At 68.7% G+C, this 13,043-nt stretch carries 9 protein-coding genes and 1 pseudogene; 4 read left to right on the top strand and 6 right to left on the bottom strand.

The features are described 5' to 3' along the window. Positions 1 to 302: 302 nt before the first annotated feature. Positions 303 to 1,280, bottom strand: a pseudogene (locus tag IZR01_RS42180) (ABC transporter ATP-binding protein); the annotation flags it as partial. A gap of 207 nt (positions 1,281 to 1,487) precedes the next feature. On the opposite strand from IZR01_RS42180, the gene IZR01_RS42175 reads away from it, so the two are divergent. Then, positions 1,488 to 2,807 (top strand): ATP-dependent 6-phosphofructokinase, encoded by a 1,320-nt coding sequence (locus tag IZR01_RS42175; RefSeq protein WP_194927100.1) that lies wholly within the window; start codon positions 1,488 to 1,490, stop codon positions 2,805 to 2,807. Positions 2,808 to 2,850: 43 nt separating this feature from the next. Here the strand turns inward: IZR01_RS42175 and glmM are convergent, their stop codons facing one another. The 4 genes from glmM to IZR01_RS42155 all read right to left on the bottom strand — a co-directional run bounded on the left by glmM (position 2,851) and on the right by IZR01_RS42155 (position 7,256). Next, the gene (gene glmM, locus IZR01_RS42170) at positions 2,851 to 4,194 is read right to left on the bottom strand and encodes a phosphoglucosamine mutase (protein ID WP_194927099.1); all 1,344 of its coding nucleotides are present in this window, start codon (positions 4,192 to 4,194) and stop codon (positions 2,851 to 2,853) included. A 149-nt stretch (positions 4,195 to 4,343) separates the two neighbouring features. After that, positions 4,344 to 4,880: a 30S ribosomal protein S9 gene (rpsI, locus tag IZR01_RS42165; protein WP_438939663.1), complete on the bottom strand. Its 537-nt coding sequence runs from the start codon at positions 4,878 to 4,880 to the stop codon at positions 4,344 to 4,346. 40 nt (positions 4,881 to 4,920) lie between these two features. Beyond that, positions 4,921 to 5,364 (bottom strand): 50S ribosomal protein L13, encoded by a 444-nt coding sequence (gene rplM / locus IZR01_RS42160; RefSeq protein ID WP_194898227.1) that lies wholly within the window; start codon positions 5,362 to 5,364, stop codon positions 4,921 to 4,923. Between the two features lie 230 nt (positions 5,365 to 5,594). Next, entirely contained in the window at positions 5,595 to 7,256 is a 1,662-nt protein-coding gene (locus tag IZR01_RS42155; protein ID WP_194898228.1) for an ABC-F family ATP-binding cassette domain-containing protein, read from the bottom strand. A gap of 129 nt (positions 7,257 to 7,385) precedes the next feature. On the opposite strand from IZR01_RS42155, the gene IZR01_RS42150 reads away from it, so the two are divergent. Genes IZR01_RS42150 through IZR01_RS42140 form a run of 3 tightly spaced genes read left to right on the top strand, consistent with a single transcriptional unit; the run spans position 7,386 to position 9,537 of the window. Further along, positions 7,386 to 8,414, top strand: coding sequence for a methyltransferase (locus tag IZR01_RS42150; RefSeq protein WP_194898229.1), 1,029 nt, complete (start codon positions 7,386 to 7,388; stop codon positions 8,412 to 8,414). 58 nt (positions 8,415 to 8,472) lie between these two features. Beyond that, positions 8,473 to 8,985 carry an NADPH-dependent FMN reductase gene (locus IZR01_RS42145; protein WP_194898230.1) on the top strand — a complete coding sequence of 171 codons (513 nt, stop codon included), beginning with the start codon at positions 8,473 to 8,475 and terminating at the stop codon, positions 8,983 to 8,985. A gap of 12 nt (positions 8,986 to 8,997) precedes the next feature. Continuing rightward, complete coding sequence (locus tag IZR01_RS42140) at positions 8,998 to 9,537, top strand: DUF6886 family protein (RefSeq protein ID WP_194898231.1); 540 nt, start codon at positions 8,998 to 9,000, stop codon at positions 9,535 to 9,537. 51 nt (positions 9,538 to 9,588) lie between these two features. Here IZR01_RS42140 and IZR01_RS42135 read toward each other — a convergent pair whose 3' ends face one another. Further along, positions 9,589 to 12,651: a phospholipase D-like domain-containing protein gene (locus IZR01_RS42135; RefSeq protein WP_194927098.1), complete on the bottom strand. Its 3,063-nt coding sequence runs from the start codon at positions 12,649 to 12,651 to the stop codon at positions 9,589 to 9,591. Between the last annotated feature and the right edge of the window lie 392 nt (positions 12,652 to 13,043).

The following is a 13,043-nucleotide window of genomic DNA, read 5'->3' as shown; positions in this document are numbered from 1 at the left end:
GCCTTGGGGTCGGCTGCGGAGCCGGTGGCGTCGGCGGATGCTTCGGACTCCGCGGCGGCAGCGGCTGCTGGTTCGACGGCGGCTACTGCTTGAGCGGCGGCGGCTGGTTCGACGGCGGCTGCTTGAGCGGCGGCGGCTGGTTCGACGGCGGCTGCTTGAGCGGCGGCGGATGCCGGAGGTCCAGCGGCGGCTGCGGCGGTTGATTCGGCGGCGGCGCTTTCAGCGGTCGCGGGGCCGGATCCGGTGCCGGAAGCAGCGAGCTCAGCACTGTCCAGGCCGACGAGATCCTCGAGGTCGTCGAAGTCCTCGTCGGCGAACAGTTCCTCGACCCGGTGCCGACGCCGCTCCAGGCGGTTCAGCGGCAGGCCGAGGTCGGCGACCGCGTCCCGGATGGCGTCGTAGACCAGGTCGGACTCCTCCTCGGTGCCGCCGAGCCGGACCAGCAGGGCCCGGCCGTCGCGGCGCGGGCTGAGCCCGGCGGTCTTCAAGGCGGCGGCCAGCCGGGCCGCGCCCTCGTCGACCTCGACCGCCAGCACCGCGCTGGCCTTGGTGAAGGCGGACATCGAGGCGGCCCGCAGCAGCTTGCCGGACTCGATGGCGACCAGCGAGTCGCAGATCTGCTCGATCTCGCCGAGCAGGTGCGAGGCGACCAGGATGGAGATGCCGAACTCGGCGCCGATCCGCTCGATCAGCTCCAGCATCGACTCCCGGCCGGCCGGGTCCAGGCCGTTGGTGGGCTCGTCCAGCAGCAGCAGGCGCGGGTCGCCGACCAGGGCCTGGGCCAGCTTCACCCGCTGCTTCATGCCGGTGGAGTAGGTGCCGATCTGGCGGTAGCGCTCCTCGTGCAGGCCGACGTGGCGCAGCGACTCGGCGGCGCGTTCCTTGGCGGCGGTGGCCGGCAGGCCGCCCATCCGGCCCATGTGCGTGACGAATTCGGTGGCGGTCACGTCCGGCGGCAGGCAGTCGTGCTCGGGCATGTAGCCGACCAGGGTCCTGATGTGCTCGGCCTGGTCGACCACGTCGTAGCCGAGTACCGAGGCCGAACCGGAGGACGGCGCCAGCAGGCCGAGCAGGATCTTGATCATCGTCGACTTGCCCGCGCCGTTCGCCCCGACCAGCCCGATGACGCCGGCCGGGACGGACAGTGTCAGCCCGTCCAGCGCCGTCACCGCCCCCCGGGTGGCGCCGTTGTAGCGCTTGGTGAGGCCGGACGCCTCGATCACGGCGGCGGTGGCCGCCGGGACGGCCGCGGCGGCCGCCGATGTCGTGGCTGTGGTCATAGTCCCACCGTAGAGAGAAGACGGGGCCGGGCGCTTCAGCTTGAAGTCGCCGGTGTCCCTAGCCCGCAAGGATGACGGCATAACCCACCGGGAGTAGTTCTCCGCCTGCGGGCCTACTCCCGCGGGCGGCGACCGCACCGGCGCCGGCCCCGGTCGGATGCTGGACCGGCCTGCGGCTGATCCAAGGAATCTTGTTAGCGTGAAGGCATGAACACGGCCGATCTTCTCACCGTCACCTCCGATGATCTGGCCATCACGCGTCTGGGCGAGCGCACCGTCGACACCCCGCTCGCGGACCTGCTCGGCGAGCGCGAGGAGACGTGGCACTACGTCACCGAGACCGACCGGGTGCTGCTGGACGTCGTACAGGGCATAGCGAAGAAGCGCGCATTGGACGTGGCCGCGCTGCCGGCCTTCAACCCCGGCGGCCCGCGCCGGAAGCTGTTCTTCGAACCGTCCGAGGTGACCGCGGGCATCGTCACCTGCGGCGGCCTGTGCCCCGGGCTGAACAACGTGATCCGCGGCCTGGTCCTGCACCTGGGCCGCGCCTACGGCGTCAAGCGCGTCCTGGGCATCCGCAACGGCTTCAAGGGGCTGACCGACGGCTCGGAGCCGGTGGTCCTCACCGAGCAGTCGGTCGCCGACATCCAGAACCGCGGCGGCACCATCCTGGGCACCTCGCGGGGCAACCAGGATCCGGTGGTCGGGGTGGACACGATGGTCCGCCTGGGCGTGAACATCCTGTTCGTCATCGGCGGCGACGGCTCACTGCGCGGCGCGCAGAAGCTGGCCGACGAGGCGCGCGGGCGCGGCGAGCGCATCGCGGTGGTCGGCATCCCGAAGACCATCGACAACGACATCCCCTGGATCGACCGCTCCTTCGGCTTCCAGACGGCGTTCGCCCAGGCCGCGCAGTCCATCCGCGCGGCGCACATAGAGGCTTCCTCGACGGAGAACGGCGTCGGCCTGGTGAAGCTGATGGGCCGGCACAGCGGCTTCATCGCCTGCTACTCGACCCTGGCCAGCCACGACGTGGACTTCACGCTGATCCCCGAGGTGCCCTTCGACGTGGACGTGTTGATGTCGCGGCTGAAGAAGAAGGTCGAGCAGCAGGGCCACACGGTGGTCGTGGTCGCCGAGGGCGCGGGGCAGGAACACTTCCCGGCGTCGGACCAGACCGACGCCTCGGGCAACGCGAAGCTGAACGACATAGGCGGGCTGCTGAAGAAGCGGATCATCGATTCGTTCGGGGACGAGCCGCTGTCAGTGCGCTATGTGGACCCCGGGTACGAGATCCGCTCGGTGCCGGCGAACGCCTTCGACGCGGTCTACTGCACGCGGCTGGCGCAGGCGGCGACGCATGCCGGGATGGCCGGGTTCACGTCGATGGTGGTCGGACAGTGGAGCGGGCGGATGGTGCATCTGCCGATCGCACTGACCACGGCCAGCCGGAATGTGGTGGATCCGCATGGGCAGCTGTGGATGAACGTGCTGGAGACCACGGGGCAGCCCAAGCGGATGGTCTGAGGCGGCGCGCCGAATCGGCGCGCCACCCGATGAGCGCGCCGCGCTACCCCAGGGCCGTCTTCACCACGTCGGCGAGGTGCTGGGCCAGCCGGCGGGCCTGCTCGGCGTCCTCGGCCTCGACCATCACCCGGACCAGGGGCTCGGTGCCGCTGGGGCGCAGGAGGACCCGGCCGGTCTCGCCGAGTTCGGCTTCGGCCTCCTTGACCGCCTGGGCCAGTTCGCCGCTGGTGGCCGCGCGGGACTTGTCCACGTCCTTGACGTTGATCATCACCTGCGGGAGCTTGTGCATCACCGCGGCGAGGTCGGCCAGGGAGCGGCCGGTGGCGGCCATGCGGGCCAGCAGGTGCAGGGCGGTCAGGGTGCCGTCGCCGGTGGTGGCGTGTTCGGTCAGGATGACGTGGCCGGACTGTTCGCCGCCCAGGACGTAGCCGCCGGCGCGCATCGCCTCCAGGACGTAGCGGTCGCCGACCGCGGTCTCGACGAAGTTCAGGCCTTCGCGCTGCATCGCCTGCTTGAAGCCGAAGTTGGCCATCACGGTGCCGACCACCGTGTCGCCGGCCAGCTTGTCCAGGTCGCGCAGGGACAGGGCCAGGACCGCGAGGATCTGGTCGCCGTCGACCTCCTCGCCCGCCGCGTCCACGGCCAGGCAGCGGTCGGCGTCGCCGTCGTGGGCGATGCCGGCGTGGGCGCCGTGTTCCAGGACCGCGGACTTCAGTTTGGCCAGGTGGGTCGAGCCGCAGTCGGCGTTGATGTTCAGGCCGTCGGGCTCGACGTGGGTGGCGATCACCTCTGCGCCGGCCCGGCGCAGGGCTTCCGGGGAGACGCGGAAGGCGGCACCGTTGGCCTCGTCGACGACCACTTTCAGGCCGTCCAGGCGGTTGGGGAGGGTGTCGAGCAGGTGCTCGATGTAGCGCTCGCCGCCTTCGGGGTAGTCGGCGACCCGGCCGACGGCCGCGCCGACGGGGCGGGACCACTGCTCGTTCATCCGGGCCTCGATGGCGTCCTCGAGGGCGTCGTCGAGCTTGAGGCCGCCGCGGGCGAGGAACTTGACGCCGTTGTCCGGGGCCGGGTTGTGCGAGGCGGACAGGACCACGCCGAGGTCGGCACCCAGGAACTCGGTGAGGTAGGCCACCGCGGGAGTGGGCAGGACGCCCAGCCGGAACACGTCCACCCCGGCCGAGGCCAGACCGGCGACGACGGCGCCCTCCAGGAACTCGCCCGAGGCGCGCGGGTCGCGGCCGACGACCGCCTTGGGCCGGTGCCCCTCGAACGCCCCCACTTCGCCGAGGACGTGCGCGGCCGCCACCGAAAGGTCCAGCGCCAGCTCCGCTGTCAGATCCCGGTTGGCCATGCCGCGTACGCCGTCGGTGCCGAAAAGCCTGGTCATATGCGCGTTCTCCTAGAGGGGGCAGGAGGGTGGAACCCTAGGGGACGGTATGCCCGCCGGAAACATCGTACGAACGCCCCGGAAAGCGGATGCTCCCGGGGCGTTCGGACACCAAGCGGTCCGCGACGGCGCGCGGACGCTCCGTCGATTTAGCGCTTGCTGTACTGCGGCGCCTTGCGGGCCTTCTTCAGACCGGCCTTCTTGCGCTCGGTGGCGCGCGGGTCGCGGGTCAGGAAGCCGGCCTTCTTCAGCGTCGCCCGGTTGTTCTCCTCGTCCGCCGCGTTCAGCGCGCGGGACACGCCCAGACGCAGCGCGCCGGCCTGGCCGGAGATGCCGCCGCCGTCGATGCGGGCGACGACGTCGTACGCGCCGTCCAGCTCCAGGACCTTGAACGGGTCGTTCACCAGCTGCTGGTGGACCTTGTTCGGGAAGTAGGCGTCGAGGGTCCGGCCGTTGATCTTCCACAGACCGGTGCCCGGCACGATGCGGACGCGGGCGATGGCCTCCTTGCGGCGGCCCAGGCCCTGCCCGGAGGTGCTGGCCGTGCGGCGCACGACCGGCGCGGCGGCGGCCGCGGGGGTCTCCGAGGTGTACTCGGTGAGCTCCTCCTCGGGGGCGGCGGGAGCGCCGTCGCCGGCGAACTCGTCAACGGTCTCGGTGGTGGTGTCGACCTCGGTCACAGCCACAGTTCCTTTCTGGTTTTAAGAAGAGTGGTAGTGGCCGGGGCTACTGCGCGACCTGGGAGATGACGAACGGCTCGGGCTTCTGCGCGGAGTGCGGGTGCTCCTCGCCGCGGTACACCTTCAGCTTGGTCAGCTGCTGGCGGCCCAGCGAGTTCTTCGGCAGCATGCCGCGGACGGCCTTCTCGATGGCCTTGCGCGGGTCCTTGTCGATCAGGTCGCCGTACTTGACCGAGCGCAGACCGCCCGGGTAACCGGAGTGCCGGTAGGCGAGCTTGTCCTCGCGCTTGTTGCCGGAAAGGTGCACCTTCTCGGCGTTGATGATGATCACGAAGTCGCCGGTGTCGACGTGCGGCGCGAAGATCGCCTTGTGCTTCCCGCGCAGCAAATGCGCGGTCTGCGAGGCGAGTCGGCCGAGGACGACGTCACGGGCGTCGATGACGTGCCACTGACGCTGCACGTCACCGGGCTTAGGGCTGTACGTACGCACGGAAATGCTCCTGGCGTGTGTCGTAGACGTTTACGCGGTGAAGAAGCACGCCGGTGTCGTGAGTACAAGGCATGCCTAAAGGCGCGAGTCGCCGCGGCCGACTTCCCATCTCCTCAGATGCAACGCCAAGGAGTCGGGCCTGTACGGACGTGTCGATGAACGCACCGAAGGACCAGCTTACCCGATGACCGGAGATGCTCATGACGTCCTGAGCACTTCAGGGGCATCCCTCATGATTTCGCACCGGACTTGACCGGCCCGCGGTCCGGCCGCCGCTCGTCCCACACCGGCTCGGGCGCCTCGTAGACCCGGCCGTCGGTCCCGAACACCAGATACCGGTCGAAGCCCCGGGCGAACCACCGGTCGTGGGTGACGGCGATCACGGTGCCCTGGTACGCCTCCAGCCCGGCCTCCAGCGCGTCGGCGGACATCAGGTCCAGGTTGTCGGTGGGCTCGTCCAGCAACAGCATCGTGGAGCCGGTCAGCTCCAGGCGCAGGATCTGGAACCGGGCCTGCTGGCCGCCGGAGAGGTTGCCGAAGCGCTGTTCCGCCTGGTTGTTCAACGCGTAGCGCGCGAGCGTGGGGGACGCGTTGTCGCGCTGGAAGGAGAACTCCTCCCACAGGATCTCCAGGAGAGTCTTCTGTTCCAGGGCCGGCTGACGGTGCGTCTGGCGGAAGTGTCCGGGGATGACGCGCGCGCCGAGCTTGAAGGTGCCGGTGTGGGCGACGTCATCTCCTGCGAGGAGGCGGAGGAAGTGGGACTTCCCTGAGCCGTTCCCTCCGAGAACCGCGACCCGTTCCCCGTAGAAGACCTCTGTAGAGAAGGGCTTCATGAGTCCGGTGAGCTCCAGATCCACGCACTCAAAGGCCCGGACTCCGGTACGGCCGCCCTTAAGGCGCATCTTCACTGTCTGCTCGCGTGGCGGCGCCGGAGGCGGGCCGGCCTGCTCGAACCGCTCAAGGCGTCCGCACATGACCCGGTACTTGGCGGCCATGACTTCGCTGACCTTCGCCTGTTGGCGGAGCTCATTGACGAGGTTCTTGAGGCGGCGGTGCTCCTCTTCCCAGCGGCGCAGGAGTTCTTCGAAACGATCGAAGCGGGCCTTGCGGACCTCGTGATAGTTGGCGAAACCGGCACCGTGGATCCATACCGATCCCCCGATGCCGCCCCCGGAACCGGCTTCAACGGTCACGATCTTCTTGGCGGTAGCCGCGAGGAGTTCGCGGTCGTGGGTGACGTACAACACGGTCTTCGGCGTCTCGTTGATCGCCTCTTCCAGCCACCGCTTGCCCGGGACGTCCAGGAAGTTGTCCGGCTCGTCCAGCAGGAGCACTTGGTCCGGCCCGCGCAATAGGGATTCCAGTACCAGCCGCTTCTGTTCTCCTCCAGAGAGAGTGGAGGCGGCGCGGAATTGGGCCTGGATATAGGGGATGCCGATAGCGATGGTGCAACAGGTGTCCCACAGGGTTTCCGCCTCATAGCCGCCTGCGTCACCCCAGTCGACGAGCGCCTGTGCGTAACGCATCTGGGTGGGCTCGGATTCGTCCTCCAGCATCGCCAGCTCGGCCGCCTCCAGCTCTACAGCGGCCTTCTGGAGAGCAGGCTGTGCGACCGAGAGCAGGAGGGTGCGCACGGTCGGCGGTTCCTCCCCCTCGTCCGCCTTCCGGTCCACGAACTGCCGCATCACGCCGAGACCTCCGGAGCGGACCACGGCACCGCCGGCCGGCTCGATATCGCCGGCGATGAGGCGCAGGAGCGTGGTCTTGCCCGCTCCGTTGGCGCCGATCAGGGCCGCCTTGTCACCGTCGCCGATCCGGAAGGAGACGTCCTCCAGCAGGACGCGGCCGTCCGGCAGGTGGTACTGGAGGCTGTTGACGTCGATATGGCCCATGTTGAGCAGTCTCAACGAAGAACACGTTCACGCGCGAGTGGTTATAGCGTCGTGCGCACGGTTCAGGTGTTGCTGCTTTGGGGGGCGGTGCGCAAGGGACCCTCTGATCGAGAATGGAAGTAGGACGAGATGTCTGAGCGGGACGCTGCCCCGGGCCCTCCGCCGATCGCCGCGATGATGCAGCTCTTGGGCGGTTTCCAGGTGTCCCAGGCGCTGTTCGTGATCACCGATCTGGGTGTGCCCACGGTCCTCGATCAGGAAGGCCCCACCACGGTCACCGTATTGGCCGAGCGGACGAACGCCGACCCCGATGCGCTGCGCCGACTCATCCGCTGCCTCGCGCCGATCGGCGTGTTCACCACGGACGGTGAACGAGTGAGCGTCACTCCGCTCGGAGCCACCCTGTCGGAGAAGCACCCCCATTCGCTGCACAGCGTCGCGCGGGCCAGCGGGGAGTTCCACTACCTCGCGTTCGGCGAGTTGCGGCACACGCTGCGCACCGGTCAGCCCGCCGCTGAAAAGTATTACGGCATGCCGTATTTCGACTGGCTCGCCGCCGACCCCGCACGGGCGCAGCTGTTCAGCCAGGCCATGGGGACCTTCGCCACGACGCTGCGCGCCGGCATGCTCGACGGGTACCGCCTCCCGCCCGGGCACACGATCGCCGACATCGGCGGGGCCGAAGGCAAGATGCTGGCCGAACTGCTCGACCGCGACGACGATCCGGCGCGGCGCGGTATCGTCCTGGACCTGCCCGCCACGATCGAGGCCGCGCAATCGTCCCCGGTCGCCGCGCGGCTCGCCGACCGCGTGGAGTTCGTCGCCGGCGACTTCTTCGCCGCTGTGCCCACAGCGGACATCTACCTCCTCGGCTGGGTCCTCCACAACTGGAGCGACCAGGACTGCCGACGCATCCTCGGCACCATCGCCGCGGCCGCGGCACCGGGCGCGCGGCTGCTGATCCTCGAAGGGCTGGTCCCGCCGGGCGACGAGCCGCACCCCGTCAAGGGACTGGACCTGACCATGCTCGGGATCCTCGGCGGCAAAGAGCGCACCGAGCAGGAGTTCCGCGACCTGCTGGACAGCGCCGGGTTCACCCTGGACCGCGTCGTGGCCACGCCCAGCCCCTACATGATCCTTGAGGCCGAACTGCGCTGACACCGAACCGCTGGGGTCTAGCGCGAGTAGCTGCGCGAGTGGCTATAGCGTCGTACGCATGATTCAGGTGCTGCTGCTTTGCGGGTCGGTGCGCAAGGGGTCGTCTAACGAGGCCATGTTGCGGTTGGTACAAGAGGTGGCGGAGGAACCCTTTAGCACTGTGTTCTATGAAGGGCTCGGGGATCTGCCGCACTTCAACCCGGACCTGGATGCGGATCCGCTCCCTGAGCCGGTCGCCGGACTGCGCCGCGCTATAGCGGAAGCGGATGCGGTACTCGTCTGCACGCCGGAGTACGCCGGGACGCTGCCGGGTTCGTTCAAGAACCTGTTGGACTGGACGGTCGGCGGTACCGAGATCTGCGACAAGCCGACCGGGTGGATCAACGCGGCGAACCTGGGGCGTGGCGAGGGCGCGGCAGAGACGCTACGGATGGTGTTGCAGTACACCGGCGCGGCGATTGTGGAGGACGCCTGCGTGCGAATCGCTATAGCGGATCCCGACGCGCGGGAACGTATTAGCGCGGCGCTAGCGGCGCTACTTAATGCGGGTGCTGATACAGCGGGCGTGTAGTAGAAGGGACGGATGCGACCGGAGCCTGGACAAGTCCTGCACTTCTCTGAAGACCCGACGATCACCCACTTCGCACCGCACGTCGCTGCCACGGCTCAGCAGCCGGAGGCGTACGTCTGGGCCGTCGACTACGACCGCGCGCCGGACTACTGGTTCCCGCGACAATGCCCGCGGGCTCTGGCGTGGGTCACGCCAGAGACGACGGACGCGGATCGGGAGCGCATCATCGGGCCCGGAGGCGGGGTGCGGGTGCACGCAGTGGAGTACGGGTGGCTGGAGCGGATGCGGACGACGGAGCTGTACGCGTACCGGTTGGACGCGCGGGACTTCCAGCCGTTCGGCGATCCCGCGCACGCCCATGTTGCCGAGCACGAGGTCCGTCCGCTCGGACCGGCCGAGCGCGTGGGCGACCTGTTCGAGTTGTATGAGGAGGCGGGTATCCAGCTCAAGGTGCTGCCGACGGTGCTCCCGTTCTGGGCGCGGGTGGTCACCTCGACACTGGAGTTCAGCGGGATCCGGCTGCGGAACGCCCGGCTGGCGCCGCCTGAGTGAGGCGACGCCGGCCGACGATGCGCTGAAGGCTGGGGATTCCCGGCCCGGTTCTCAGTGCGGATCGTTACCCGTGCAGAAGGTGCATCCCTGCTTGGTCAGGATGACTGTCTGCGTGGAGAAGTCCCCGGTCGTCTTGTCGTGCAGGGTGATGACATAGCTGCCGAATCCCTCCGAGTAGAGGTGGGAGGCCACCTGCCCGGATTCGCCGTCGCTGGAGGTGCCGTCGCCCCACTCGACCGTGTAGGCGCCGCCCTTCTGGGTAGTCGCCCCCACTTCCACCGTCGGCTGGTCGGCGTCCGGCGCCCACAACTGGATGACGCTGTCGACGCGGGGCCAGGTGCCGGAGGCCGTCGTCCAGTCGACGATCGCCGTGTCCTTGGAGAACTTCCATTCCGGGTCCAGGAACTTCTGGTGCAGCTGCTGGGCCGCGGCCGCGTCCTCGATGATGTAGCCGTGATCCTGCTCCATCGCCGAGTAGAGGTTGCGGGAGCCGATGTAGAACGCCTTGTCGTCGACCATGACCAGCTTGGTGTGCAGGGCGTAGGTGCAGCTGTCACTGCCCTGCTTGCAGGTGATCCCGTTCTGCTTCCCCTCCCAGGTGCTGCCCTCGCTGGTCCTCAGCGAGGCGAGTTGCAGGGTGCGGTGCATCAGCTGGGTGGCCTGCGACTCGTCCATGCCGGTGACCACCATGATGCGCTGCCGGAGGCCCTCCTCCTCCTGCCCCAGGCTGTCCAGGACCGAGTAGTCGTCAGGCTGTCGGGGCGTCGAGACAACGATGCGGACCTTGACGCCCTGGGCCATCTTGCGGGCCAGATCGTCGAACAGTTGCAGGTCCATGTAGGGCAGCCGGTAGAAGGGCAGCTTGCCGTAGCAGCCGCCGAACACGTCCTGCTGGGACAGGATGATCGAGCTCTTCGCCGCCTCGATCAGGGCGTGCTGGGCGACCAGGTCGGGATTGACAGTGTAGAAGTCGCGGGCCTCGGTGCCGGTGGCCCACTTCCCATTGTTGATCAGATCCTTGAAAGAGCCGGTGAGGGCCAGGCAATTCGCCTGCTGCACATCGGTGATCGCCGGCAGCTGGAACGTCGAGGCCTGGTCGTCGGCCTGCACACCGACCCCGAGGCTGGCGACGGACAGGACCGGTTCGTTTCCGGGCGTCGCGGTGTCCGTCGCCGGGAAGTGCTGAAGGCAGCCGGCGCCGGAGTTCGCCCCGATCCACACCCCCTGCATGTCCCCGGAGCGCGCCTTGGGCTGCGCGCACACCCACTGCCACATGCGGTTCAGGAACTTGCCCGCCGACGAGGCCGCCGGGCCCTTCAGCGCGATCATCATGTCGGTGACCGGCTTGGGGGTGTCGATGTACTGCTGGGAGAAGGGGTTGATGCCGCCGGTGAGGGCGGTGTGCCCGTCGACCACGTAGAGCTTGGAATGGTTCCACGACGGCGTCGCCCCGTTGATGGTGGGGAGCACGACCGTGTGCGGCCCGGTGTAGATCTTGATCGTCACCGCCGCCGAAGTGGTCATCTCGGCGACGTTCACCCACAGCCGCTGGGCGTAGCCGGCGGACAGGCCCGCGGTCACGTCCTTGACGAACTTGGTGGCGTAGCCCGGAGCGTCCCCCGAGAAGGGAAGGTAGCCCGCGCCCATGAGGAACCGCACCTGGAGATGGCCTCCGGCGGGCTGGTTGGCCAGCGCGTTGTGAGCGCCCTGGACGATGGACTTGTAGTAGTCCCCGTCGGGGAACGCGATACCGGGAACGATGCCGAAGCGCAGTGAGCCGGGGAACTCCGGCAGGCCCAGGGCGGAGATGTCGATGGTGTGCTTGGCCGCCGACAGGTTCGCGACGATCTTCCCCAGGAACCGGGTCATGCCCGGCCTGTCCTTGCACGGGTTCTTGTCGAAGCAGCCGGGGACGTCCAGGATCCAGGAGGTCGGATCGGCCGGGTCCGCGGGGTCCAGCGCGTTACCGTCGGTGCGCTCCCAGACGGTGTGCTCCAGGCCCGGCGATGACTGTCGGAGCTGGGCCTGGACCGCGTCCAGATATGGCGTCTTAGCCTTCGTGACCACCCGGCCGATCGCCAAGCCGCCGGGGTGGACGCCGACCGGGAAGGAGCTCACCGCGCCGGTCGCGGTGTCGATCGCCGAGACCGAGTCCGAGTTGCTGTTGCCGACGTAGACCCGCGATCCGTCCGGGGAGGCGACGGCCGCGTACGGGTGTGTCTGGACCGTGACCGTGGAACTGACGGTGTCGCCGGCGGTGGCGATCACCGAGACCGTGTTCCCGCCGAAGTTCTCGACGTAAGCGTGCGACCCGTCCGGGGTGATCGCGACGCCGAACGGCTGGGTGCCGACCGGGACGGTGGCGACGACCTCGTTCTTCTTCGCGCCCGCCGTGGCGATCACGGACACCGTGCCGCTCGTGGCGTCGGGGACGTAGACCTTGCTCCCGTCAGGGGTGACCGCGACGCCGATCGGCGCGACGCCCACGGCGATCGTGTCGGTGACGGCGTTCGTCTCGGTGTCGATGACGGATACCGAGTTCGAGACGTTGTCGGTGACGTAGAGGTGCCGGCCGTCGGGAGCCGCTGCCACGCCGTACGGGTTATGCCCGACAGGAATTGTCCCGGTGATGGTGTCGGTCGACGTGTCGAGGACCGAGACCGTGTCCGCCCTGGAGTTGGTGATGTAGGCGTGCCGGCCGTCGACGGCCATCGCGATACCGAGGTGTCCCGGTCCCGAGAGCAGACTGGAGGTCAGGGTGTCGCTGGCGGTGTCGACGACGGAGATGCTTCCGTTGTTGCCGACCACGTAGGCCTTGGTCCCATCGGGGGTGACCGCCACGGCCTCGGGGGCGCCGACGGCGATCGGGCTGCCGGGCACCGCCGCGGTCGGGTTCGCGGTGTTGACGACCGAGAGTGTGTTGTCGCCGCTGTTCCCGACGTAGAGGTAGGTGCCGGGCGGGACGGCCGGAGCGGTGGCAGTCGGGACGGCCGGGGCAGTGCCGGCCGGAGCGGTGCCAGTCAGGGCGGTGCCGGCCGGAGCGCTCGCGGCCCGGACCTGCGGGCCGGCGGCCAGTTCGAGGAAGGCGAGCGTGAGGATGCACAGCGCTGACATCGTGCTTCTGACACGTGCCAGCCGCGCGGCCTGCGCAATGCCCGGGCCTCTTCGTACCAAGGGGATTCTCCTGTTCCATGCGTGATGGACAGAATGATCCCTTTGATAACGTTATGAAGTGGACACGCCACGCCATAACAAAGCAGAATGCATCTTTCGAGTGCTCAGGTACCGCCGATCGGAGAAAGGCCGGACTGCCGGTCGAGCAGGCAGCAGGTCAGCAAGTCAGCAGCCGGAAAGCCACGCTCAGTCCGACTCCAGCACCCTGATCCTGCGCGTCCTCTGCTGCTGCGCCGCCAGCTCCGCATCCGGCGGATAGACGACCTCTTCCAGCGTCAGCCCCTCCGGCGGCGCCACCTTCACCTCGGGCGAGCGCACCCGCTCAGCCAGGA

Source organism: Catenulispora pinisilvae (assembly GCF_015356865.1).
In the GTDB taxonomy this organism is placed as follows: domain Bacteria; phylum Actinomycetota; class Actinomycetes; order Streptomycetales; family Catenulisporaceae; genus Catenulispora; species Catenulispora pinisilvae.
Note: the sequence above shows the minus strand (reverse complement) of the source record. Positions and strands in the feature narration are given on the sequence as shown.

What these genes read in the sequence shown, in the direction of transcription:
- IZR01_RS42175 (WP_194927100.1), top strand. Translation starts at nt 1,488, where the DNA reads ATGAACACGGCCGATCTTCTCACCGTCACCTCCGATGATCTGGCCATC.
- glmM (WP_194927099.1), bottom strand. Translation starts at nt 4,194, where the DNA reads ATGACCAGGCTTTTCGGCACCGACGGCGTACGCGGCATGGCCAACCGG.
- IZR01_RS42155 (WP_194898228.1), bottom strand. Translation starts at nt 7,256, where the DNA reads ATGGGCCATATCGACGTCAACAGCCTCCAGTACCACCTGCCGGACGGC.
- IZR01_RS42150 (WP_194898229.1), top strand. Translation starts at nt 7,386, where the DNA reads ATGTCTGAGCGGGACGCTGCCCCGGGCCCTCCGCCGATCGCCGCGATG.
- IZR01_RS42145 (WP_194898230.1), top strand. Translation starts at nt 8,473, where the DNA reads ATGATTCAGGTGCTGCTGCTTTGCGGGTCGGTGCGCAAGGGGTCGTCT.
- IZR01_RS42140 (WP_194898231.1), top strand. Translation starts at nt 8,998, where the DNA reads ATGCGACCGGAGCCTGGACAAGTCCTGCACTTCTCTGAAGACCCGACG.
- IZR01_RS42135 (WP_194927098.1), bottom strand. Translation starts at nt 12,651, where the DNA reads ATGTCAGCGCTGTGCATCCTCACGCTCGCCTTCCTCGAACTGGCCGCC.